The 24602-nt window shown below is 65.3% G+C and carries 12 protein-coding genes; 6 read left to right on the top strand and 6 right to left on the bottom strand.

What is annotated here, in order from left to right:
- The first annotated feature begins 114 nt into the window (after window positions 1-114).
- The 5 genes from ACRY_RS17180 to malQ are packed head-to-tail and all read left to right on the top strand — an operon-like array spanning window position 115 to window position 12763.
- Complete coding sequence (locus tag ACRY_RS17180; RefSeq protein ID WP_012040420.1) at window positions 115-3183, top strand: maltotransferase domain-containing protein; 3069 nt, start codon at window positions 115-117, stop codon at window positions 3181-3183.
- Complete coding sequence (treS, locus tag ACRY_RS17185; protein WP_012040421.1) at window positions 3180-6512, top strand: maltose alpha-D-glucosyltransferase; 3333 nt, start codon at window positions 3180-3182, stop codon at window positions 6510-6512. The genes ACRY_RS17180 and treS overlap by 4 nt, the downstream gene beginning before the upstream one ends.
- Window positions 6496-8661: a 1,4-alpha-glucan branching protein GlgB gene (glgB, locus tag ACRY_RS17190; RefSeq protein WP_012040422.1), complete on the top strand. Its 2166-nt coding sequence runs from the start codon at window positions 6496-6498 to the stop codon at window positions 8659-8661. The genes treS and glgB overlap by 17 nt, the downstream gene beginning before the upstream one ends.
- Entirely contained in the window at window positions 8661-10772 is a 2112-nt protein-coding gene (gene glgX / locus ACRY_RS17195) for a glycogen debranching protein GlgX (RefSeq protein WP_012040423.1), read from the top strand. The genes glgB and glgX overlap by 1 nt, the downstream gene beginning before the upstream one ends.
- Window positions 10769-12763 (top strand): 4-alpha-glucanotransferase, encoded by a 1995-nt coding sequence (gene malQ, locus ACRY_RS17200; protein ID WP_012040424.1) that lies wholly within the window; start codon window positions 10769-10771, stop codon window positions 12761-12763. The genes glgX and malQ overlap by 4 nt, the downstream gene beginning before the upstream one ends.
- Window positions 12764-12791: 28 nt before the next feature.
- Here malQ and ACRY_RS17205 read toward each other — a convergent pair whose 3' ends face one another.
- From ACRY_RS17205 to hemF, 6 genes are all read right to left on the bottom strand, one after another.
- Window positions 12792-14480, bottom strand: coding sequence for a hypothetical protein (locus ACRY_RS17205; RefSeq protein WP_012040425.1), 1689 nt, complete (start codon window positions 14478-14480; stop codon window positions 12792-12794).
- A 25-nt stretch (window positions 14481-14505) separates the two neighbouring features.
- Entirely contained in the window at window positions 14506-15462 is a 957-nt protein-coding gene (locus ACRY_RS17210) for a glycosyltransferase family 2 protein (RefSeq protein ID WP_012040426.1), read from the bottom strand.
- A gap of 232 nt (window positions 15463-15694) precedes the next feature.
- The gene (locus ACRY_RS17215; RefSeq protein WP_012040427.1) at window positions 15695-19426 is read right to left on the bottom strand and encodes a glycosyltransferase; all 3732 of its coding nucleotides are present in this window, start codon (window positions 19424-19426) and stop codon (window positions 15695-15697) included.
- A 30-nt stretch (window positions 19427-19456) separates the two neighbouring features.
- On the bottom strand, window positions 19457-20803 hold the full coding sequence (locus ACRY_RS17220) for an FkbM family methyltransferase (protein ID WP_231295303.1): 1347 nt from the start codon (window positions 20801-20803) through the stop codon (window positions 19457-19459).
- Between the two features lie 575 nt (window positions 20804-21378).
- Window positions 21379-23358 carry a DUF2075 domain-containing protein gene (locus tag ACRY_RS17225; RefSeq protein WP_012040429.1) on the bottom strand — a complete coding sequence of 660 codons (1980 nt, stop codon included), beginning with the start codon at window positions 23356-23358 and terminating at the stop codon, window positions 21379-21381.
- Window positions 23359-23365: 7 nt separating this feature from the next.
- Window positions 23366-24289, bottom strand: coding sequence for an oxygen-dependent coproporphyrinogen oxidase (hemF, locus tag ACRY_RS17230; protein ID WP_012040430.1), 924 nt, complete (start codon window positions 24287-24289; stop codon window positions 23366-23368).
- A gap of 108 nt (window positions 24290-24397) precedes the next feature.
- Here hemF and ACRY_RS17235 point away from each other — a divergent pair, with 108 nt between their 5' ends.
- Window positions 24398-24601: a hypothetical protein gene (locus ACRY_RS17235; protein WP_013641123.1), complete on the top strand. Its 204-nt coding sequence runs from the start codon at window positions 24398-24400 to the stop codon at window positions 24599-24601.
- Window position 24602: the final 1 nt, after the last annotated feature.

The following is a 24602-nucleotide window of genomic DNA, read 5'->3' on the forward strand; positions in this document are numbered from 1 at the left end:
GGCCCACATCGGAAGGGCTGTAACATGACCAGAGGGCCGGCTTCCGTCCCCGCGGGCAGAATCGCGCCGCCGCGGGCACCGAACCTCGCCTGATGCCAAGTGGAGCTGCGCCGCATGAACGAGCCGGCCGCGACGACTGCGAACCGGGCGCCCGCCCCCGTCTCGATCCGCCGCATCGATCCCCTGGCGAGCGCGACGTTCGACGATGTCGCGACGCAAATCGCCGATGCGGCGGATCTGGGGTTCGATACCATCCTGATCGGCGGGCCGTTCGCCACCGATCCGTCGCGCGACGCCGCCTCCGAGCTCGACCCCCTGCTGATTGCGCCCGATGGCGGGCCCTCCATGCCGGCACTCGCCCGGCTTGCGGGCGAGGCCAGGCGGCACGGGCTCGCGATGTGCCTCGAACTCCGGCTCGATCAGGTCGCGCCGGGCGCGGCGCTGGTGCGGCGCCATCCCGGCTGGTTCACCTACACCGCCGACGGGCTGGCGTTCCGCTTCGGCGCGGATGGCGTTCCGGACGCCTGGTGGAACGACCTGGTCCTCCGGCTCCAGGAACACGGTCTGGACGGCCTCTGCCTGCTCGGCGCGCACCGCATGCCGGTGGCGGCGGCCGCGCGGCTGAACCGCGACGCGCGCGCGCGCAATCCGGGCTGGACCGCCATCGCCGCCCCCTTCGGCGCGGCGCCGCCGCAGATCGCCGGCCTCGTGGGCGGGGAATTCGATCACATCGCCGCATCGTCGTGCTGGTGGGATGGCGAGGCCGCCTGGCTCGCCGACGATCTCGAACGGATCGCCTGCGCGGGCAACGTGGCCAGCTTCGCCGTGCCGCCGCTCGCGGCGTCGCAAACCGTCGCGGACTGGCGCCTCGCCCTCGCGGGCTTTCTCGGCACGGCCTGGGTGATGAACGCCGCCATTCCGCCCCGCCAGCGCGCCGCCGTGACGGCGCTCAACAGCTTGCGTCGGACCGAGCGCGAGGTGTTCGCGGGGCGGCCCTTCAGCCTCGCGCCGCCGCACGCGGCAACGTCCCTGTTCGCCCGGTTCGGCGCCGATGGCCGCGGACTGGCGCTCGCCTGCTCCCCAACGGGTGCCGAGCCCGATCGCCACGAACTGCATGCGTTTCTGGCCGGCCGGGCCGCGGCGCCGGTTCCGGTCCCGCTCGAGGGATGGAACGCCGCCGGCCTTGCCTGGTTCACGACCTCGCCGCTGCCCGCCCACCATTCACCGGAATCCCCGCGCCATTCGGTCGATGCGCCGCGCATCGCGATCGAGGCGATTGCGCCGGCCGTCGATGGCGGGCGCTTTCCGGTGAAGCGGATGGCCGGTGAAGACGTGACGGTCGAGGCCGATCTCCTTTGCGACGGCCACGGCCGCCTCGCGGCCGACCTGCTCTGGCGGATGTCCGGCGAGCCAGCCTGGCGGCGCGCGCCGATGGCGGCCATCGGCAACGATCGCTGGCGCGCCCAATTCGGGCTGAGCGCGATCGGCCGCGCCGAATTCACCATCGAGGCATGGGTGGATCGCTACGGCACCTTCGCCGACGAGCTCGCGAAGAAACACGAGGCCGGCCTCGATGTCCGGCTTGAGCTTGTTGAAGGCCGGCAGTTGCTGGACGCCGCGATCGCGCGGGCCGGCGAAGAGGCCAGAACCATTCTGGCCGAATGCCGAGCGGGACTCGAACGCTGCGCTCCCGGAGAGCAGGTCGGAAAACTGACCGCGCCCGCCATCATCGCCGCGATGCGCGATGCCGAGGAGCGTCGCTTCCTGGCACGGCACGAACCCGCCTTGCCGATCGATTCCGAGCGTCGCGCCGCGGGTTTCGCGAGCTGGTACGAAATCTTCCCCCGCAGCCAGAGCGGCGACGCCGATCGCCATGGCACCTTCGACGACGTGATCGCCGCATTGCCGCGAATCCGCGCCATGGGATTCGATGTCCTGTATTTCCCGCCGATCCATCCCATCGGCCGGAAGAACCGCAAGGGGCCGAACAACACGCTCGTCGCCAATCCCGGCGATCCGGGAAGCCCCTACGCCATCGGCGGCGCCGAGGGTGGGCATGACGCGATCCATCCCGAGCTCGGCTCGTTCGACGATTTTCGCCGCCTGATCTCTGCGGCGGCCGGGCAGGGCCTCGAAATCGCGCTGGACTTCGCCATCCAGTGCGCTCCGGACCATCCATGGCTGGCCGAGCACCCGGAATGGTTCGACTGGCGGCCGGACGGCTCGATCAAGTATGCCGAAAATCCGCCGAAGAAATACCAGGATATCGTGAATGTCGATTTCTACGCCGATGGCGCGCAACCCGCGCTCTGGCATGCCTTGCGCGATATCGTCCTCTTCTGGATCCGCGAGGGGATACGGATCTTTCGCGTCGACAATCCGCATACCAAGCCGTTCCCGTTCTGGGAGTGGCTGATCGCCGATATCCGGCGGAACCATCCCGACGTGATCTTTCTCTCCGAGGCCTTTACCCGGCCGAAGATCATGCACCGCCTGGCGAAGATCGGATTCTCGCAATCCTACACCTATTTCACCTGGAGAAATTCCGCTGACGAAATGAAAAATTACCTCGTCGAACTGACGCAGTCATCGACACGGGACTATTTCCGTCCCCATTTCTTCGTCAACACGCCGGACATAAATCCCGCGTTCCTGCAGACATGCAGCCGCCCCGGCTTCCTGATCCGCGCGGCCCTCGCCGCGACGCTGTCCGGCCTCTGGGGCGTCTATAACGGCTTCGAGCTCTGCGAAGCCGCCGCGCCGCCAGGGACGGAGGAATATCTCGATTCGGAAAAATACCAGATCAGAAGCTGGGATTATGGGCGGTCCGGAAATATCGTGGCGGAAATTTCCCTGCTCAACCGGATCCGCCGGCAGAACCCGGCCCTGCAAAGCCACCTCGGCGTGCACTTCATCGATTGCGATAATGACAACGTCCTGTGCTTCGAAAAGGCCAGTCCCGATCGCTCGAACATCGTGCTGGTCGCAATCAGTTTCGATCCCCGCCAGTGGCAGACAACCAGGATCGACCTCCCTCTCGAACGCTACGGGTCTTCCGGGCGGGATGCCCTGCATCTCGAAGATCTCATGCGCGGCGTCGCATTCACCTGGCACGGGCGGCAGCAGGTCGTCGATTTCGACCCGGGCGAACTACCCTTCAGCATCTGGAGGATTCGCAAATGACATCATTGACCGATCAGATCATTCGACCCCAGGCGAACATGTTCGATCCGCTCTGGTACAAGGACGCGGTGATCTATCAGGTTCACGTCAAATCGTTCTTCGACAAGAACAACGATGGCGTCGGCGACTTTGCCGGCTTGACCGAAAAGCTCGATTATATCGCCGAACTCGGCGTGACGGCCGTCTGGATCCTGCCGTTCTATCCCTCGCCGCGCCGCGATGACGGATACGACATCAGCGCCTATCGCGCGGTTCATCCCGAATACGGCTCGCTTGGCGACCTGCGGCGCTTCATCGACGCGGCGCACCGCCGCGGCTTGCGCGTCATTACCGAACTCGTCGTCAACCACACGTCCGATCAGCACCCCTGGTTCCAGCGCGCACGGCATGCCCGGCCGGGCTCGTCGGCGCGGAACTACTATGTCTGGTCCGACACCGACCGGAAATACGACGGCACACGCATCATCTTTCTCGATACCGAGAAATCGAACTGGACGTGGGATCCGGTGGCGGGAGCCTATTACTGGCATCGGTTCTACAGTCACCAGCCAGATCTCAATTTCGACAATCCGCGTGTCCTGCAGGAAGTGCTGGGCATCATGCGCTTCTGGCTCGATCTCGGCGTGGACGGCATGCGGCTCGATGCGGTCCCCTACCTGATCGAGCGTGACGGAACGAACAACGAAAACCTCCCGGAAACCCACGCCATCCTGAAGCAGATCCGCGCCGCGCTCGATGCCCATGCGCCCGGGCGGATGCTCCTCGCCGAAGCCAATCAATGGCCCGAGGACGCCCGCCCCTATTTCGGCGAAGGCGATGAGTGCCACATGGCGTTTCATTTCCCGCTGATGCCGCGCATGTATATGGCGATCGCCCAGGAGGACCGCTTCCCCATTTCCGACATCATGCGCCAGACACCGGAGATTCCGGAAAACTGCCAGTGGGCGGTGTTCCTGCGCAACCACGACGAGCTCACGCTCGAAATGGTTACGGACAAGGAACGTGATTACCTTTGGGAAACCTACGCAGCCGATCGCCGGGCACGGATCAATCTCGGCATTCGCCGCCGCCTCGCCCCCCTGCTCGAACGGGACCGGCGCCGCATCGAGCTGATGAACGGCCTGCTGCTGTCGATGCCCGGCACGCCGGTCATCTACTATGGCGACGAGATCGGCATGGGCGACAACATCCATCTCGGCGATCGGGATGGCGTGCGAACGCCGATGCAGTGGTCGCCCGACCGCAATGGCGGCTTCTCGCGCGCGGACCCGGCCGCCCTCGTCCTGCCGCCGATCATGGATCCGCTCTACGGCTATCAGGCGCTGAATGTCGAGGCGCAGGCGAAGGATCCGTATTCGCTGCTGAACTGGATGCGCAGGATGCTCGCCGTCCGCCGCCGGCATCGCGCATTCGGGCGCGGCGGCTTGCGCTTTCTCTATCCCGGCAACCGGAAGGTGCTCGCCTATGTGCGGGAGTGGACCGATCAGGACGGCGGAGAGGAAACGATACTCTGCGTCTACAACCTCGCCCGCACCGCCCAGGCGGTCGAACTCGACCTCGCGGCCTTCGGTGGCCGAATTCCGCTCGACCTCATCGGCGGCGCGCCGTTCCCGCCGGTGGGCCAGCTTCCCTACATGCTGACCCTGCCGCCGTTCGCATTCTACTGGTTCAGCCTGACGACCGAAGCGGCGATGCCCTTCTGGCGCATCCAGCCGTCGGAGCCGCTGCCCGATTACATCACCCTCGTCATGCGGCTCGGCCTCGCCGACCTCGTTGCCGTCGACAGCCGGCACAGTCTCGAGACCGAAATTCTCCCGCCCTATCTCCAGCGGCGGCGCTGGTTCGCCGCGAAGGACAGGCATGTCCGGAGCGTGACGATCGCCAATGCCCATATGCTCGGCACGGCGGAGGACGATTTCCTGCTCTGCGAAATCGAGGTCGAGTTCGCGGGCGAGGGGAGGGGGGATGTGTATCTCCTGCCGCTCGCGGTGGTTTGGGATGACGGCCCGGTTGCAAGTATCGTCCAGCAGCTCGCCTTGGCCCGCATTCGCCGGCACCGCCGGGTCGGCTATCTGACGGACGCATTTGCGGTCGACCGCTTCTGCCACGACATCATCGCCAGATTGAGGACAAAATCCTGCATCTCGCTCGCCTCGGGCCGGCTCAGCTATGAACCCACCGCGCTGATCGACGACCTGCCGCCGCTCGACGATGCGGAAATCCGCCGCTTTTCCGCCGAACAATCCAACAGTTCCCTGATCGTCGGCGACGCCGCGGTCATGAAGATCCTGCGGCGGACGGAGCGCGGGATTCATCCCGAAACCGAAATGAGCCGCTTTCTGACCGACGCGTCCTTTGCGAACATCCCCGCATTGCTGGGCGAAGTCGTGCGGCTCGATCCGGATGGCGAACGGCGCACACTGATCGTCGTCCAGCAGTTTGTCCGCAACCAGGGCGATGCCTGGCAGTGGACGCTGGATGTCCTCGGGCGCGCGGTCGATGGCGCGATTCACGCCGAACTCCGCGACCCCGGCGGGATCGATCCGCTCTCCGGCTATCTCTCCTTCGTCTCGGTGATCGGACGGCGCCTCGCGGAGATGCACTCGGTCCTCGCGCAGTTCGGCACCGGACCCGATTTCGCGCCCGAACGGGCCGGCGAGGCCGAGATCGCGGCATGGGCCGAGGGCGCGAAAGGCCAGCTGGACGCCGCCGTCGCCGCGGTCGAACAGATGGCCGACCGGGCCGGGCCGGAAACGCAAGGCCTGATCCGGCGCCTGCGCGACGAGCGGACGGCGATCGAAACCCGATTGCGGCGCCTCGCCGAGGCGGGCGCCGGAACCCTGCTGACCCGTGTGCATGGCGACTTTCATCTCGGCCAGGTTCTGGTGGCGCAGGGCGATGCGTTCATCATCGATTTCGAAGGCGAGCCCATCAAGCCGATTGCCGAGCGGCGGAAGAAATCCTCTCCCCTGCGTGATGTCGCCGGTCTGTTGCGATCCCTCGATTACGCGGCCGCCACGGTGGAGCGCGCGGCTTTCGCGGCCAGCGAACGCGGCGAAGACCGTCAGCAGGCCATGATCGCGCGCTTTCGCACCGATGCCGCCGCGGCCTTCATCGAGGCCTATCGCGCGGTCGCGATGACGGCCCCGCGGCCATGGATCACGGAAGTCGCGTGGCGCGATGTCCTGGCATTGTTCATGATCGAGAAGGCCGCGTATGAAATCTGTTACGAGGCGGCGAACCGGCCCGGCTGGATCGACATCCCGCTGAGCGGTCTGGTCCGGATTCATGAGCGGCACGAGGGAGGCGGGGATGCCGGCATCGGCTGACGAAACGCTGGACGCGCTTGCGGCCGGAACCCATGCCGACCCGTTCAGCGTGCTTGGTCCCTGCCATGGGCCGCTCGGAACGTTCGTCCGGACCCTCCAGCCCGGCGCGAGCGGCGTCACGCTCCTGTGCGGCACGGGTCTGGAACTGCCGATGACCCGCGTGCATGCGGGCGGCATTTTCGAAAGCGCGCCGGTCGAGGCCACGTCGTACCGGCTCAGGATCGATTGGGGTGGTTCCAGCCAGGAGATCGACGATCCCTACCGCTACGGCCCGCTGCTCGGCCGCGACGAAATCCGCGATCTCGCCGAGGGGCGGAAACTGCGGCTCGCCGAATGCCTCGGCGCCATCCCCGTCGCGATCGGGGGCGTCGAGGGCGTCCGCTTCGCGGTCTGGGCGCCGAACGCGCGGCGGGTTTCCGTTATCGGGTCGTTCAACGGCTGGGATGGCCGCCGGCACCCGATGCGGTTCCGGCACGATGCCGGCGTCTGGGAGATCTTCATTCCGGAACTTTCCGCCGGAACTCTCTACAAGTATGAAATTCTCCAGCACTCGGGCGAAGTCCAGCAGAAATCGGACCCCGTCGCGCGGCAGGTCGAGGGCCCGCCGGCAACCGCCTCCATCGTCGCGCCGGTCCCGGCGTTTCGCTGGCGGGATGGCGCCTGGTGTGCCGCGCGCGAAGCCCGTTCTGACAAGCCGTTATCCATCTACGAAGTCCACGCCCCCTCGTGGCGCCGTCACCCGGATGGCCGCCCCTTGCTCTGGCGCGAACTGGCCGACACGCTGATCCCCTATGTGCGCGATCTCGGCTTTACCCATATCGAATTCCTGCCGCTCACGGCGCACCCTTTCGGCGGGTCGTGGGGGTACCAGCCGCTGTCGCAATTCGCGCCGCTCCCCGCCCTCGGCACGCCGGAAGAGCTGGCGGACTTCGTCGATCGCTGTCATGCGGCAGGTCTCGGAGTCATTCTCGACTGGGTGCCCGGACATTTTCCGACCGATGCCCACGGGCTCGTCCGGTTCGACGGAACCGCGCTCTATGAACACGAAGATCCCAGAGAGGGATTCCATCAGGACTGGAATACGCTGATCTACAATCTCGGCCGGACCGAAGTCAGGAATTTCCTGATTGCCAGCGCGGTGTTCTGGCTCGAGACATTTCACATCGATGGACTCCGCGTCGATGCGGTCGCGTCGATGCTGTATCGCGACTATTCGCGCCAGCCCGGCGAGTGGATCCCGAACCGCCATGGCGGGCGGGAGAACCTCGAAGCCGTCGCCTTCCTCCGGGAGCTTTCTGCCGCCATCGCTGAAAATGTTCCCGGCGCCATGCTGATCGCCGAGGAATCGACGGCGTGGCCGGGGGTGAGCCATCCGGTCGAACAGGGCGGTCTCGGCTTCACCCACAAGTGGAACATGGGCTGGATGCACGACACGTTGCGGTATGTCGGACATGATCCGGTGCATCGGAAATTCTCCCACCACGACATGACCTTTGGCCTCGTTTACGCGTTTTCCGAGCGCTTCGTGCTGCCGATCTCGCACGACGAGGTCGTGCACGGAAAGCGGTCGCTGCTCGGCAAGATGCCCGGCGACGCCTGGCAGCGTCTGGCCAACCTCCGGCTCTACCTCGCCTTCATGTGGACCCAGCCTGGCAAGAAGCTGTTGTTCATGGGGCAGGAATTCGGCCAGAGTGCGGAATGGAATCACGATGCCGAATTGAACTGGCCGGAGGCGGCAACGCCGGAACACGCGGCCCTGCGCCTGCTGTTGCGCGACCTGAACCATCTCTATCGCGACACGCCCTCGCTGTCGTGCACGGATTTCGATCCGGATGGCTTCCGCTGGGTGGTCGAGGATGACGCGGATCAAAGCGTCTTTGCCTGGCTGCGGCATGTGGGAAATGACCCAAACGCCCTCCTGGTCCTCTGCAACTTCACGCCGGTGCCGCGTGAGCGATACCGTGTGGGCGTGCCGCTGCCGGGGCGCTGGCGCGAGGTGCTGAACACCGACGCCGTCGAGTATGGCGGCAGCGGCCTCGGCAATCTCGGCGGGATCGACAGTGACGATCGCCCCGCCCACGGATTCGCGCAGTCGCTGTCGCTGACATTGCCGCCGCTGGCAGCGCTGATCCTGCGTGCGGAGAGCTGATGGCGAGCCTGCCGAAATGCATGACCGCGGGGCGGTGCGATCCGCTGGGCGCGACCTGGGACGGGTTCGGGGTCAATTTCGCGGTGTTCTCGGCCAATGCCGACCGGATCGAACTATGCGTGTTCGACAGGAGCGGCCGCCGCGAGATCGCGCGCTACGACCTGCCGGACTGCACGGACGAGGTCTTTCACGGCTATCTGCCCGATGCCCTGCCCGGCCTCGTCTACGGATACCGCGCCCATGGTCCCTATCAGCCCGAACTGGGCCACCGCTTCAACCCGAACAAGCTGCTGCTCGATCCTTACGCCCGCGCCCTGATCGGCGAGGTCCGCTGGTCCGACACGTTGTTCGGCTACCGGCCTGGTGCCACCCGCGCCGACCTCTCGTTCGATCGCCGTGACTCGGCCCAGGCGATGCCCAAGGCCGTCGTCCTCACCGACGACGCAACCTGGGGCGATGACCGCAAGCCGCTTCTGGGCTGGGCGGAGACGGTCATCTACGAGGCGCACATACGCGGCCTGACGCGGCAACGCGCCGACCTTCCCGAGGACAGGCGCGGCACCTTCGCCGCGCTGCGCGATCCGCGCATGATCGATCATCTCGTCAGGCTCGGGATCACCGCGATCGAGCTTCTCCCGGTTCACGCGATCCTGCAGGACCGGTTCCTCGTCGAGCGGCGACTCTCGAATTACTGGGGCTACTCGACGCTTTCCTTCTTCGCGCCGGAGCGGCGCTATTTCGCCGAGCCCGACAACCCGGATGACGAGTTGCGCGCCACCGTCCGGCGCCTGCACGAAGCCGGAATCGAGATCATCCTCGATGTCGTCTACAATCATACCTGCGAGGGGGACGAGACCGGCCCCACGCTTTCCTGGCGCGGGCTCGACAATGCCAGCTATTACCGGCTTATGCCCGGCCACCAACGCCGCTGCGTCAACCACACGGGGTGCGGAAACACGGTCAACATCGCCCACCCGCGCGTGCTGCAGATGGTGACCGACAGTCTGCGCCATTGGGCAACGCGCTTCCGGATCGACGGTTTCAGATTCGATCTCGCAACGACGCTCGGCCGCGAAGCGGATGATTTCGATCCCTCCGCCGGCTTCTTCGATGCCATCCGGCAGGATCCCGTGCTCTCCCGCCTCAAGCTGATCGCCGAGCCGTGGGACCTCGGGCCCGGCGGCTATCAGCTGGGCAATTATCCGCCCGGCTTCGCCGAATGGAACGCGGCATTCAGGGACGGCGCGCGGCGGTTCTGGCGTGGCGATCCCGGGCAGCGGCCGGAAATCGCGCGCCGGCTGATGGGCTCGCCCGAATTGTTCGATCGCCGCCGCCGGCGTCCCTCGGCCTCGGTCAATTTCGTCACCGCGCATGACGGCTTCACCCTGCGCGATCTCGTCTCGTATTCGGAACGGCATAATTTCGCCAACGGCGAGGACAACCGAGACGGCGCCGAAGACAACGTCTCCTCGAACTGGGGCGTCGAGGGCGAGACCGCGGACGGCGCGATCAATGCCCTGCGCGATCGCGTGCGCCGGGCGCTGCTGGCGACGTTGTTTTCATCATACGGCACGCCGATGCTGCTCGCGGGAGACGAGATCAACCGCACCCAGCGCGGGAACAACAACGCCTATTGCCAGGACAACGAGCTTTCCTGGCTCGACTGGACCGCGCTCGACGACGAGTCCGGCACCGGCATGCTCGGCTTCGTCACCGCGCTGGCCGCCGTGCGTCGCCGCTATCCCAGTCTGCGCAGCGCCGTCTTTCTCCACGGTATCGGCATGATCGCGGATGACCTGCCGGACACCGCCTGGTTCGACGAGGCCGGAAACCCGCTCGACAGTCACGCCTGGTCCGATGCCGCGGCGCGCCTGCTGGTGCTGCGGCGCGCCACCGCGAGCGAACGGCGGCGCGAGGCAACCCTGCTGCTGCTGAACGCCTCCGAGGATGACAGGGTCTTCACCCTGCCCGCACCCGCCTTCGCCTGGATCGTCGAAATCGATTCCGCCCGGGCGGAGCAGTCCCGCCGCCCGGTGGACGGCCCCGATCTCACCGTCGCCGCGCGGTCGATGATGATCCTCGGCGCCGAGCTCGCGCCGCCAACGGCATGAGCGGATCGGCATTGCACGCGCTCGCCGAGCGGGCGGGCCTGCAGGTGGTCTGGCAGGACGCGTCGGGCGTCCGGCGCACGGTCTCGCCGGCCACGCTTCGCGCGATCCTCGGCTGCCTCGGCCTCGAAGCGAGCACCGACGCGGCGTGCCGCGACACCATGCGCCGGCTCGACGACGAGGACCGCGCGGCCGCGCCCCTGCTCGCCGCGACCGCGGGCGAAGCGCTGACGCTTCCGGCACTCCGCGGCCCGGCGGTCATCCATCTCGAGGACGGGCGTCGGCTCGATGTCACGCCCGGCACGGCTGCCGGCGGGAACGCCACGCTGCCCGCCACCCTGCCGCCGGGCTATCACCGTCTGGAGACGGCCTCAGGCGTCCGCACGCTCGCCATCGCGCCGCGGCGCGCCCACACCGTGGCCGACGCGCTCGCCGCCGCCGGACGGGAGGGCAAGGCGTGGGGACTTGCCGTCCAGCTCTACGGCCTGAGACGCGAGGGCGATTGCGGCAACGGCGATTTCGCCGCCCTGGCCGATCTTGCCGGGCCGGCCGGCCGCCTCGGCGCCGATGCCCTGGCGATCAGCCCCATTCACGCCCTGCACGCCGCCGAGCCCGATCATTACAGCCCCTATGCGCCATCGAGCCGCTTCGCCCTGAACCCGGCCTATGCGCCCCTCGATTGCGCGCCGCTGGCGGAGGCCGGGCTGATCGACTGGCGCAAGGCGCTCTCCCGCCGCGAGGCGCTGCTGCGCGCGGCGTTCGCCGCCGGGCGCGCGGATCCGGCATTCCGCGCCTTCCGCGACGATGCGCCGGCGGGAATCAGGCATTACGCACTGTTCGAAGCCCTCGTCGCCGAACGCGTCGCCCGCGGCGACGGGCGGGACTGGCGCGGCTGGCCCGCCTCGTGGCGCGATCCGGCCAGCGCCGATGTCGCCGCGGCGGCCCAACGCCTCGACGATGAGGTGTCGTTCCACCTTTACGCCCAGTTCCGCGCCCGCCAGGGCCTGGAGATGGCCCAGCGCTCCGCGCGCGGCGCCGGCATGGCGATCGGCCTCATCGCCGACCTTGCGGTCGGCGCCGATCCCGCCGGCTGCGATGCCTGGGCGCGGCCGGGCGAGATGCTGCGCGGCGTCTCGGTCGGCGCGCCGCCGGATGCGTTCAACCGTGCGGGACAGAACTGGGGCCTGACCACCGTCTCGCCGCGCGGCCTGCGTCGGTCGGGCTTCGCCGCCCTGCGGGACATGATGGCATCGGCGCTGCGCTTCACCGGCGGCGTGCGGATCGACCATGCGATGGGCCTCGCCCGGCTGTGGCTCGTCCCCGACGGCGCCAGCCCCGCCGAAGGGTGCTACCTTCACTATCCGTTCGCGGACATGCGCCGGATCGTGGCGCTGGAATCGGTCCGCCACCGCGGCATCATCGTGGCCGAGGATCTCGGCACCGTTCCGCCAGGCTTCCGCGCCGAGCTCGCCGCCTCCGGAATTTCAGGGATGGCGGTGATGTGGTTCGAACGCGAGGGCCGCCGCTTCCTGCCCCCGGCCGACTGGCGCCCCAATTCGGTGGCGATGACCACGACGCACGACCTGCCGACCGTCGCCGGCTGGTGGCGCGGCACCGACCTCGGCTGGCGGGAGCGGCTCGGCATCGCCGGCGAAAGCGCCGCAGATCGGGCGGAGGACCGCCGTCACCTGTGGTCCGCCCTCCGGCAATCCGGTTGCGCCCGCGGGCCGCGGCCGCAGGATCGGGAGCCCGAAGCGGTCATCGACGCCACGGTGGCCCATATCGGCACGGCCTCATCCGAGCTTGCGCTTCTTCCCCTGGAGGATGCGCTCGGACTGCCGGACCAGCCCAATCTCCCCGGCACGACCACCGAACATCCGAACTGGCGACGGCGAATGCCGCAACCGGCCAGCCGCATGCTCGACCCGCCCGAGGTCACCGCCCGGCTGTCACGGCTTGCCCGCGCGCGAAAAAACACGCCGCCACCAAGGTAGATTTTTGCATCTGCCAGATTTTCGCCACTCACTTCAAATCCGCCCCCTCAGCCAATGGAGGCAATCCGGAAGTACGACGCCTTGCCGGACAAATTACAACAGCAAGCGCCGCTGTGTGGTATTTTTCACAACGCTGAAAATCGACATGAATTCCATACATTTCAGCCAACAACAATTTGTGTCGCTCTATATTCGGCGACGAAGACAAATAATAAATGTCTTTTGCTTTCGAAAGTTTTTTCAGATAGTTTTTTTGAAAACGAGTCGTCAAGTATGGTATCCGTTCGGGTATTCCGATGACCTGATCGGTATCTGGAAAATACGGAACCATAAATCCAAGAGGTGCAGTACCAAGGACCAGCAGCGAATTTTCATATTTCCTGAATTCTCCCTTGTTGATCCCGAAATAGGTTCTGCCAAATTGTTCGCGGCCCCAATTGGTGTCGGCCAATGCGTGGGTCCCATATAGGCTGCCGCCGGCGATCAAGGCGACAAACAGAGCCGCCCCCGCAATGGAGGCGGACCGCATGCGCCTCCACGACAAAAGTCTGGCAAGTGAAACCAAGGAAAAAGCGGGGGCGATTGTTTCAATTGCTGAAAAATATCGATAATAACTAAACATCTTTTCCCATACAATAAAAGAAAGCAATACAAAAGTAGCCAAAAAATACATCTCAATAACGGATGGTTTGAACCGGCACGTCGATGATCTTTTTGCGTAAGCCCAAAAATAAACGGCTGGAACCAGAATCAGGACGAGGGCAGGGAAGAGCGTACGAAAGGGAATTTCCATCCCGACCAGATGATTGTCCGTCGTATGATGATGAACAAAGGCAAGCCTGAACGGCAGGGCCAGGTAGCCCGCGAAATCCACCGGGAACCAACGGCCATCATGGATTGCACGTGGCGCCATGAAGGGTGAGTGAAAGATGTTGTTGAAATAGGGAAAAATCGGATTGCGGAAGTGCGACCACATCTGCCAGCCGAAATATCCATAGGTCGCCAGAAACGCGACAGCCGAATACGCCGAGAATACAAATGCATTCAGAAGAATGCCCCGGATTTTTGATGGCGACTCGAATATGCCCGTCAGGATCAAGGCGCCGGCGACCGCCAGGGCGTACACCATATTGGTGAATTTCAAGCCGCAGGCAAAGCCGACGAGCGCGCCGGCAATTCCAAAAAACAACAGCCTTCTGTCCCTGAGACCTTCGAGGATACACCAGAGTGCGATGATGATGGGCGTATCCAGAAGCGTGTCGCCCATCGTGCCGCCGATTTCGGACCAGAAGACAGGGCTGATCAATGCGGCCAGTGTTGCGATCGATGAAAGCATGATCCGCTGGAACATGCCGAAACCGTGTTCGGTCATGCGAAAGCAGAGCAACCATACCGCCGACAGGGACAGGGATTGCAGACTGGCAATGATCAAATTCGCCGCGAGGGGAGAAAAATGATCTATCAGGATATAGTAAAACGAATTCAATAGTGGATCCAGGTAAGACTGCACCGTGCAGATCGAATCTGAAAAAATCTTGCCGTTCAGCCAGAGATAGCCATTGAGAAAATGATAATTCAGCAAATCCCAGTTCAGATCAGCGCCAAGCCGAAGAGAGATGCCGCATAGCAGGGCGGCGTTAATGAAAATGACGGCAGGCGCGAGAAAAAGATATCGGCTCTTCTGCGAATTTGGCGCCGTGCTTGCAGGGGCTTGCATGTATCGTGCTCTCTTGTTTGACGGCTCAGGCCCTGGGCGCGTCTGTCTGCAAATCACCCGGCGGGGCATGATGGAGATAGGCAAGCAGCCTCGTCTCGCGGCGGCCTCGCGTCACGGTGTCCAGGATCAGTCCGGTCGTCAGGCTCAGGGCGCCGGCAATCACGATGCCCGTCGCCAGAACGGCGGTCGGTAGCCGCGGAACCAGGCCCGTGTGCAGATAGGTGGCGATCAGCGGTGCGGCGAGCCGGAGCGCCAGCGCGAACGCGAACACGGCAAGCGCGCCGAAAAACGCCAGCGGCCTCTCATGGCGCAGCAGCCTGACGATCAGGCGCAGGATGCGCCAGCCATCGCTCCAGGTGCGGAGCTTGCTCACCGATCCGGGGGGCCGCGGCCGATACGCCCCTTCGACATGCGCGATCGGGAGAGCCAGTTCCAGGGCGTGAACCGTCAATTCCGTCTCGATGTCGAAGCCCGTGGACAGCACCGGAAACGACTTCACGAACCGCCGGGACAGAACCTTGTATCCCGACAGCATGTCTTCGACACGGTCGCCGAAGATCATCCGCACCGCCCCCGTGAGCAAAAGATTGCCGAAGCGGTGCCCGTCCCGGTAGGCGGCATCGTCCGTCTGGCGCCGTATGCAGTTCACCAGATCGAACGGGCCGGTCCGGGCGCGGCGGATCATCGCCGGCGCCAGCGCCGCATCATAGGTATCGTCGCCATCCGCCATCACATAGAGATCGGCCTCGATGTCGCGGAACATGCGGCGGACGACGTAACCTTTGCCCTGAAGCGGCTCGTGCCGCACCACCGCGCCGGCCTGTCGGGCGATCGTCGCCGTATCGTCGGTCGAGTTGTTGTCGAAAACGTAGATCGTGGCATCGGGCAAGGCGCTCTGAAAGGCATGTATCACGCTGGAAATGGCCACTTCCTCGTTGAAACAGGGAATCAGAACGGCAACGCGTGGTTCGTCAGCCTTCATCGAAACCTCGGTTCGGGGGTCCACATCGGCCGTATCATTCAGTGCGAAATCATGCAAATTGCACGAATGGTTCCAATATCATGATCTAATGGAATATTTTGAGCGGCTTTCGATTGAACGATGCCATCGGCCGCGCTGTCGTTCCGCCGTGGCCGAGGCGAATTCAGCCGAAATCAGGACAGCAACCGGGGCCGGCGGTTGACGCGCCTGCGGCGCGGTTGTCCGGCGGCCGTCACTCTTCCGTGATGACGCCGAGATGCCGGGCAATCCTGCGTGCGGCCTCCTGCCATGTGTGCCAGGTGATCGAGGTGGGGTCCGGAATGCGCTCTCGCTGAGCGTCCTCCAGCCAGCCCTGAACGGCTTCCGCCAGATCTGCGGCATCGAGACCCGAGAAATAGGTGGCATGCTCGCCCGCCACCTCGCGGAATACCGGAATGTCGCGCGCCAGCACCGGCAGTCCGTGCTGCGCCGCTTCGATCAACGGCAGGCCAAACCCCTCACCCTCGCTGGCGGCGATCAGGCACGAACTCGCTTCATAGATCGCCTCGAGATATTCGTCGCTGATTCCATCGAGCCAGAAGAGCCTCTCGCCGCGCTCGGGATGCTGGCGCAGCGTGCTCACGATGCGGGGGATCGTCCGCCGCTGAATATCGGGTACCAGCTTCCAGCCCTCGTGTCCCACAATGACCAGGTTGACATCGACGCCCTTCGCCCAGAGCAGCTCGAAGGCGGCGATCGTCTGGAGATGACCCTTGCGCGGCTCGATCGTGCCCACCATCAGGAATGTCGGGCGGCCGCGAATCGTGGACAGGATCCGCTCGGCGCCATCCGGAAACCCGGTCGTCGGGGCCGAGCGTTCAATATCGGCGCCGAGATGAATCCACTCGATCCGCGGGAGTTTGTCCAGCGTCAGTGCCGATTTAGCCCACGTCTTCATCTCTTCCGCAACAGCTTCCGAGATACAGACAATACCGTCAAATTGGCTGATGGCAGTTAGCCATTGTTCGTGACCTTCACCACTGCCGTCGGGGAAAACGTGTGGCATGAGTACCGGAAGCAAATCGTAAACCATGAACCAGATTTTTACGCCTCTATTGTGCCATGTCTGCAAATATTTCTGTTGAAAAACAACAATATGCCAAGCAAAATCAAGAGTAAAAAGTACGTCTCCGGGCCAGGCTTCTACAGCATCATCTTCTAAGTCGACCTTTTCGATTCCTAGAAGGCGGCTGGTGAATTGTCTGGCATACCGATAGCCGAGCATATCCACGGTTGCATAAACTGGCTCGATTTTCCAACCAAGAGGAGGATTGGTAAGCCACTCCAGCAATATTGCCCGGACGACACGCTGAATTCCGGTTCGCAGATCGGTATGCACCAGAATCGATACATCGACCAGTAATTGCGGATGACGAGGATGTGCCGGGAAGTTTCTGGCCAGCGAGGTCGCGAGGCGGGAGCCCTCGCCGGATGGTATCGGCTGCGTCTTCAATGACCGGATCAAGCCGTAAAGGCCCCGATCGGCGCGTCCGTAAGCGTCCTCGATGGCCCGTTCATAAAGTGCGGCGCAGATCGCGGGCGCGTGCCGCTCGCGAATGACGGATCTTGCCCGGTCTCCCAGAACGCGCCTGCGATCGGCGTCGTTGGCCAGCGTGTTCAGGGCGTCGACTAGGTCCGCCTGGTCGAACTCATCCTGGAGCATCCAGACGGCCGAGCGGTCGAGCTCCCCCATCGCGCCACGGGCATTCACGATGGTCGGAATGCCGTGATTCATGCAATCGAGCACGGAGGCCGAGGTCTCGCCAGGCGTATTCGCCCGCAACTGGACCGCAATATCGGCGGCGGCGAGGTAGGTCTGAAACAGCGGGCGATCGCCCCAGCCGGTGATCTGCACGGCCTCCCACGCGCCGGCCTGCGCGATGCGATCGAGCAGCGCCCTGCCATAGGCCGCGCCGTGATTCTCCCCCACGAACACCAGTCTCGCTCCCGGCCTGGACGCGACAGGACTGTCGAGCCACGCGTCGAGAAGGCGATGATTGAGCTTCGTCGGATCCAGAAATCCGAACGAGCATACCAGAAGATCATCCTCCCCGAGACCGAGTTGCGTTCTGGCCTTGTCCCGTGACGCATCAACAACGGGCGTCCGCACGAGCGGGATGACATTCCAGCCAGCAGAACTGGAGTCCCCGTACCAATGATCCGCCAGGGCCTTCGAGTGTTCGCTATGCACGATGATGCCAAGCGCGTCCTGCAGGATTTGCAGGTTCAGCGGATAGGTCTCGACGGCCGCGCCGTCCCCGCCGGCGATCCAGTCGCCGGCGGCGGCAATGCCATGATCGCGCCGCAGCGCATCGAACAGCTTTCGTTGATCGTGACCGGCTCGATAGGCCTGAAGCGACGAGAGATAGAAATCATGCAAGACAACGACGCCCGGAAATTGTTCGAGCAGATCAACCATGTGCGCGTGCAATGGCGAGTTGCCGAACTGGTACACGATACGATCGAATTCGCCCGCATGATCGTGAAACCAGTCGACGGATCTCACCGGCATAGCCCCGCCGGCTATCTCGGTGCCGACGAGCGCCTGGCTGGAAATCAGATCGATGTCGTAATGTCGCGCAAGCGCCGGCAGCAGGTCGGCGCTGTAGTCGCTGATGCCGCTGCGCTCCGGCGGAAGCGGGGACACGAAGGCAAGGCGGCGCTTGCGTTGCGGCAATGGATCGGGCGCAACGCCGGATCCGGCAGCCGGGCGCAGGCTTTCGAACGCCTGAAACGTCTTCCGGGCCACATTGTCCCAGGTGAACAGCCGGGACTGGACGCTGGCGTGCGCTTCGAGTTCACGGCGCCATTCATCATCCGTGGCCAGCCGATGGATCACCCGGCACATGTCATCGACGTCGAACGGATCGAAGAGCGCGTCGTCGCGCCCGATCACCTCGGGCAGGCTCGATGCCCGGCTGCCGATCGTCGCGCGCCCGCACAACATGGCCTCGACCGCCGGCAGGCCGAAGCCTTCATGCCATGAAGGCATGATGAACCCCTGCGACAGGTTGTAAAGCGTATTGAGATCGCTGTCGGACACCGAATCGAGAAGCACCAGACGTCCCGGCCGGAGGCCGCTGCGCGCGGCATGGGTCTCGAAGTCCTGCCGGCCGAAGATCGAAAAATCACCGATGAAAGCCAGCTGGTGCGTGTCGCGCACCGCTGCGGGAAGGCGGGCAAACGCCTCGATCAGGCGCTTGTGATTCTTGTGAACGTCCGGTGAGCTGACATACAGGAAAAAGGGATGATCAAGGCCCATGCTGGCCAGCACGGCATCGCGTTCGACCGGCCGAAGCTCGGTCTTGCGGAAGTGGCCATCGCTGCCGGTTCCGACGGGGATGACCTGTGCCTCGTCCCGCCCAAGATGATCAACCGCCTCCGATGCGGCCGATCGGGAAATCGCCAGTAGCAGCGACGCCTTTTTCAGATACCCGATTTTCTGTCTGTAGTATTCCGCATAGCGGGGATCGGGGTCGAGGAAGCGGTCGGCGTTCAGCAGCGGAATGAGGTCGTAGAGCGTGACGCTGACCGGACAGCCCGCGCCGTGGCGTGCGATGCTGGTCACCGCGTCATCGATGTAACCTTCGAACAGGCTGGTGACATGCACGATGTCCGGGTTGAGCGACGCCAGGAAGGCCTCGCGGACCAGTTCGGCAAGATCCCGCCGTTCGGCATTCGAGGGATCAATGGCGGCGACCGGGCCGGGCGCATCCCAGACAACGATATTTCCGGCCGGCAGCAGGTTGTCGAAGGCGCGACGGATCGGCTGGATCGTTTCGGGAAACAGCGCGCTCAGGGCAATGATGATGTCATGGCCTGCATTGTTGCGCACGAGCGCTTGCGCGAGGCTGAGCGAATACCGGCCGATCCCGCGAAGGCGACTGGCGCTCTGTGCGCCCTGCAGGTCCAGGACAATCCGCATGATGCAAATCTTTCGTTCGCGTGAATGCCGTCAGGAATGAATCCAGAGATGAATCTTCTGCGCCCGCGCCGACATCTCGGCCGCTTCCGGAAAGGCCGCGGATCTTTGGGACGAGCGGAGGGCTGCGGAAAGTTTCCGCTGTACACCCGGCATATGGCCGAGGACCCGGACGGCCAGTGCCCGCCGCCGCGGATCCTGCCGAACCCAGTGGGAGAGGGAATGCACGAGCCCCCGCGCGATGCGTCTCGGCCGGCTGCCCGGGGTCAACGTGACCCAGGCATAGCTTCCGTCCCTGACCCAGCGCAGCCTTGCCGCGGCCACCCGGGGGCCGTTCGTGACGCGCCACGAACGGCTCGCATAAATCTGCCGGATCTCGCTTCGCGCCTCGAGCAGCAACTGGTCCCTATGGTCGATCTGCCGCAACGCGTCGTTCAATTTCGCATGTATCTGCGCGGCCGCCTGCTGGATTTCGGCCGATCGCGTTTCGGCCTGGCTGGCCCGCTCCAGCGTCTGGCGCAGATGCGTCTCGATCAGGTCGGCCCTCCTCCGCGCCTTTGCCAATTCATCCTCGCCCGCGCTGACCTGCTGCTGAAGCGAGGCGACTTGTTCATGCAGGGAGGTGATCTGCTGCTGGAGCGAGGTGATCCGCAGCCGAAGCGCCGCGCTGCCGCTTTCCTCCGCGTCGAGTCTGTCCTGCAGCGCCTTGCGTTCGGCAGCGGCCTCGCCAAGCACGTGATGGCATATCGTCGACGAGGCACGCCCGCCCAGTGTGAAATTGTCGAACACGTTGGGGGGAACCTCGAAGTGAACCCGAAGTTCCGGGTGGCCGTGACTGAGGTAGAAGTTATTGAGCCCGTCACGATAGACCAGGTCATATCCCAGCCCGGTCAGCGTATCCTCCCAGGCGGAGAAGGACGGGGTGGAGGTGTTCGGATACGTGCTTTCGACGACGACGATCCACGGCCGCACGTCCGACGGCGCCCAGCTCTCGATGACCTCGCTTTCCATGCCCTCGACATCGATCTTGAGCCAGTGCACCTCCTCGCCCGCGAATGTGCCGAGCACCTGCGACAAGGGGATAGCCGGCACATCGATGCGGCGGACGTCGAAGCCTTGCTCCCGATGCGTCTCGGCGATCGAGGAGACGCCGGTGCTCAGGCCGGTGCCGGGAATTTCGAACAGCGGTATCGTCCCGCCCGCCGTATTGACGGCAGCCTGCATGACGGTCTCGTCAGGGCGCGCCTTGCGAAGCTGCTCGGCATAGGCCGGATCCGGCTCGACATGAACGCCGCGCCAGCCACGCTCGTAGAAGGCGAGGCTCACCGAATCGACGATCGGATCCTGCGCGCCGATATCGATATAGCGGCCCGGCGACACATGTCTCAGAGCGCGCCAAAGTATGACATCCTCAAAATTCTGAGCATACGATACAAAAGCATCGCGATTTATTGCAGGAATATCCATTGTTCGAACAGCTTTGGGCCTATTTCATTTCTTCAGGGCGAAAACTGCCGGCGATAGACTGTCCAGAGCACGTCCCGATCCTCCCGGATCGAAGGCCGTGCTCGATCATGTCGAAAAACACAGCATCCTCACCCGATCGGACGACTCCATCCGGTCGGATGATGCTCCCGTGAAAGCCTGAGGCCTCGCGTCCCGGTTGCCATGACCTCCTCAGTCTCTTCTCTGGAGGGCAGAGGTATAAAAGAATTAGACAATTTACAAGGAGTATAAAAAAGTTAATTATATGAATATGTTACATAAAAATAATATGTGAAACTAATTTTTGGCGAGCGCCACCTCTGGTGGCAAACGCCGCGTGAATCTCGCTGCCGTGGTGCTGGTCCCCGCGCCCGATGACGGGTCGGCATGATCGACGCGGGCGTTTCCGGGCACCCGCATCCGGCTGGTCGCCCGGCCATCCACCGGGTTGCGGATCCCGCCCCGGCGCGTCAGCCGAAAAGCAGCGGGGCAGGGGACTCCGCCCGCGCATCCACCGCCAGCGGCGCCGCGCCCGCCGCCGCCAGAAACGCCGCGATCCGGTCGAACTCCGCCGGCGGCCGCGTCGCATCCCCCGCATCGCCGGGCGGAACAAAAATCACCGTTTCATAGCGCGCGCGGGAGAGCAGCACCCGATAGGTATTCACCTGCCAGGAGGCTGCCTCCTTATGGCGGATCTCCTCCCACCGCGTGCCGCGAAAGCGCCGCGCCAGCCATCCATCCCCGGCGCGCGGGCGGATCAGGTCGCCGCCCCAGCACAGGCCGACATTGTCGATCTCCAGCCCCTGGCAGGCATATTGCGTCGCCGGCGCCTCCAGCGCGTCCGAGGCGCGCACGTCCGGCCAGGCATTGAGGAACCAGCTCGCCACCGCCTGCCGGTCCATATGCGGAAAATCGGCCGACAGCCCCTCCGCCCGCAGCCGCTTCGCCCCGGCGCTGCACACGAGCCCGGCCCGCCGCGTCCCGCGCGAGGCCCCCCGCAGCGCCGCCCGCATCGCGTCGAGCGACCGTGTGATCCGGAACGGCACCCCGCCCGCGGCAGAAGCGATCCCCGCCGCCATCTCCGCCCGCCCGTCCAGCACCGCGTCGATCCACGCCGCGGCGGCGGCCGAGCGCACCTGCCGCACGCTGACATCGAGATGCAGCGCCGGATCGATCTCCATCCCCGCCGGCGCCGCATCGGCCAGCCGCCGCGCCGGATCGGGATGGCCGATCACCCCCTCCGGCCCGACGATCCGCCAGCCCGGCCGCCGCGCCAGCGCCTCGCCCCACGAGGCCAGCCCCGCCTCGCCGGTATTGATCTCCTGTCCGTTGCCCACCAGCGCCACGATCGCCGCCCCGCCCTCGTGCCGCGCCATGATGTCGAGAAACAGCCCGGCCTCGCTGTCATCGAGCTGGAACTTGCGCTGCCCGAAGGCCGCGTCCCATGCCCGCTGCGCCTCGTCGAACACGATCACCCGCTCATGCGGCGCCGCCGCGCGCGGCACGTTGTCGCGCAGAAAGCCGAGCAGCGGCTGGATCGCGCTGTCCAGCCGGTGGTTCGCCGCCCGCAGCGACATGCCGGGGCCCTTCGCATCCCGCGCCAGCGCCTCGCGCAGCACATGCACGAGCGGCAGGTTGCCGGTCAGGAACGCCGCAGGTGCGGCGCTGCGGAACACCGTGTTCAGCCCGCACAGCGTCTTGCCCGCGCCCGGAATCCCGGTGACGAACACCACAACCCGTTCGCCCGCCGCCAGCGCCCGGTCCACCGCGCGGCCGATCGCCTCGGTCGTCCGCGTCAGGTTGCTCACATCCGCCCGCGCCGCGGCGATCTCCTCCACCCCGTGCCGGCGATAGAGCATGGTCGCCGCCTCGACGATGGTCGGCACCGGCCGATACGCCCCCGCCTCCCAGGCCGCCGCGTCGATCGCCGCCGCCGGCGCCGGCAGCATCGCCTCGGTCGCCGCGATCAGCCCGCCGAGCGATGCGGCATTCGCCTCCATCACCGGCATGATCGGCTGGGCCAGCAGCGGCGGGGTCGCCGCGCGCGCCGGCGCGTCCGGGGCGACCAGCACCGGCACGATCGGATGGCGCCGGCTCTCGGCGTGAAAATCGAACAGGTCGAGCGCGTAATCCTCCACCTGCAACCGGTCGGCATTGGCGAACCGCGCCGCCCCGATCTTGAATTCGAGCACGAAAATCCCGCGCTCCCCCAGCACAACCGCATCGATCCGCCGCCCCAGCCGGATCAGCGGATATTCCAGCAACACCCGCCAGCCCGGGCACCCGGCCAGCGCCGCGGTCAGGATCGGCAGCTGCGCCCGCCAGGCGCGGATCTGCTCCTCATGGTTGAGCGCATGGGTCTCGACCAGCCGGCGGGCGAGGGCGCCGATCACCGCCTCCGGCGCCGCCGCGGCGAGCTCCCCCGCCGTGCCGGACCACCACGCCCTCACGCCGCCATCACGGCCATTTGACCTCGGGCGGCATGCTCATCAGGATCGCCTCGGTATTGCCGCCGGTCTTCAGCCCGAACGTGGTGCCGCGGTCATAGAGCAGGTTGAACTCGACATACCGCCCCCGCCGCACCAGCTGCGCCTCGCGCTCCTCCGGCGTCCACGCCTCGTCCATCCGCCGCCGCACGATCGCGGGATAGGATTCGAGGAACGCAAGGCCGACATCGCGGGTGAAAGCAAAATGCCGCTCCGGCTCGGTCTCCAGGTAATCGTAGAAAATTCCCCCCGCACCCCGCGTCTCGCCGCGATGCGGCAGGTAGAAATACTCGTCGCACCATTTGCTGAAGCGCGGGTAGTAGTCGGGATCGTATCTGTCGCACGCCGCCCGGAACGCGTCGTGGAACAGCGCCGCGTCCTCCTTCGCCGCCGCCGTCCCCGGCTGCAACGGGGTGAGATCGCCGCCGCCGCCGAACCATCCCTTCGTCGTCACGATCATCCGCGTGTTCATGTGCGCCGCCGGCACGCGCGGCGAGTGCATGTGCGCCACCAGGCTGATCCCCGCCGCCCAGAAGCGCGGGTCCTCCGCCGCGCCGGGAATGTTCTTCGCGAAGTCCGGGCTGAACGCGCCGCCCACCACCGAGATGTTCACCCCCACCTTCTCGAACACCCGGCCGCGCATCAGGCTCATCTCGCCGCCGCCCTCCAGCCGGTTCTGCCCGTCCGGCGCGCGCGTCCAGGGCGTGCGGGCGAAGCGGCCCGGCGCGCGGTCCGCCAGCATTCCCCCATGCGCGTCCTCGATCGCCTCGAAGGCGGCGCAGATGCGGTCGCGCAGCGTGCGGAACCACTCGCTCGCCGCCGGTTTCAGCGCCTCGTGGGCGGGGGCGGGCGGATTCGGTGCGGAACGATCATTCATGCCCAACTTATACAGCATCGCCGCCCCCCTTCCAGCGCGCGCAACCCCTCCCGCCGGCCGGACGGGATTGAATTTTATGCGGTTTGCGGTCATCCAGAGGCAACAGGTTGGTCACGGAGACAGCTCATGGCAACGCAAGCGGATGCCGGCGCGCATGGCGGCGGACAGGGAGACGGCGGGCAGCTCGATTCCCTGCGGATCATTTTTGCCACGATTTCGGTGATGGGGCTCGTCGTCCTGCTCTGGTGCTTCGCCGCCGCCCTCGCGCCCTCCCGCTCCGGGCCAGCCCCCGCGCCGCTCGCCCCGGCCATGATGAACCAGTTGCGCTGAC

Origin of the sequence: Acidiphilium cryptum JF-5 (assembly GCF_000016725.1) — a bacterium.
Classification (GTDB): domain Bacteria; phylum Pseudomonadota; class Alphaproteobacteria; order Acetobacterales; family Acetobacteraceae; genus Acidiphilium; species Acidiphilium multivorum.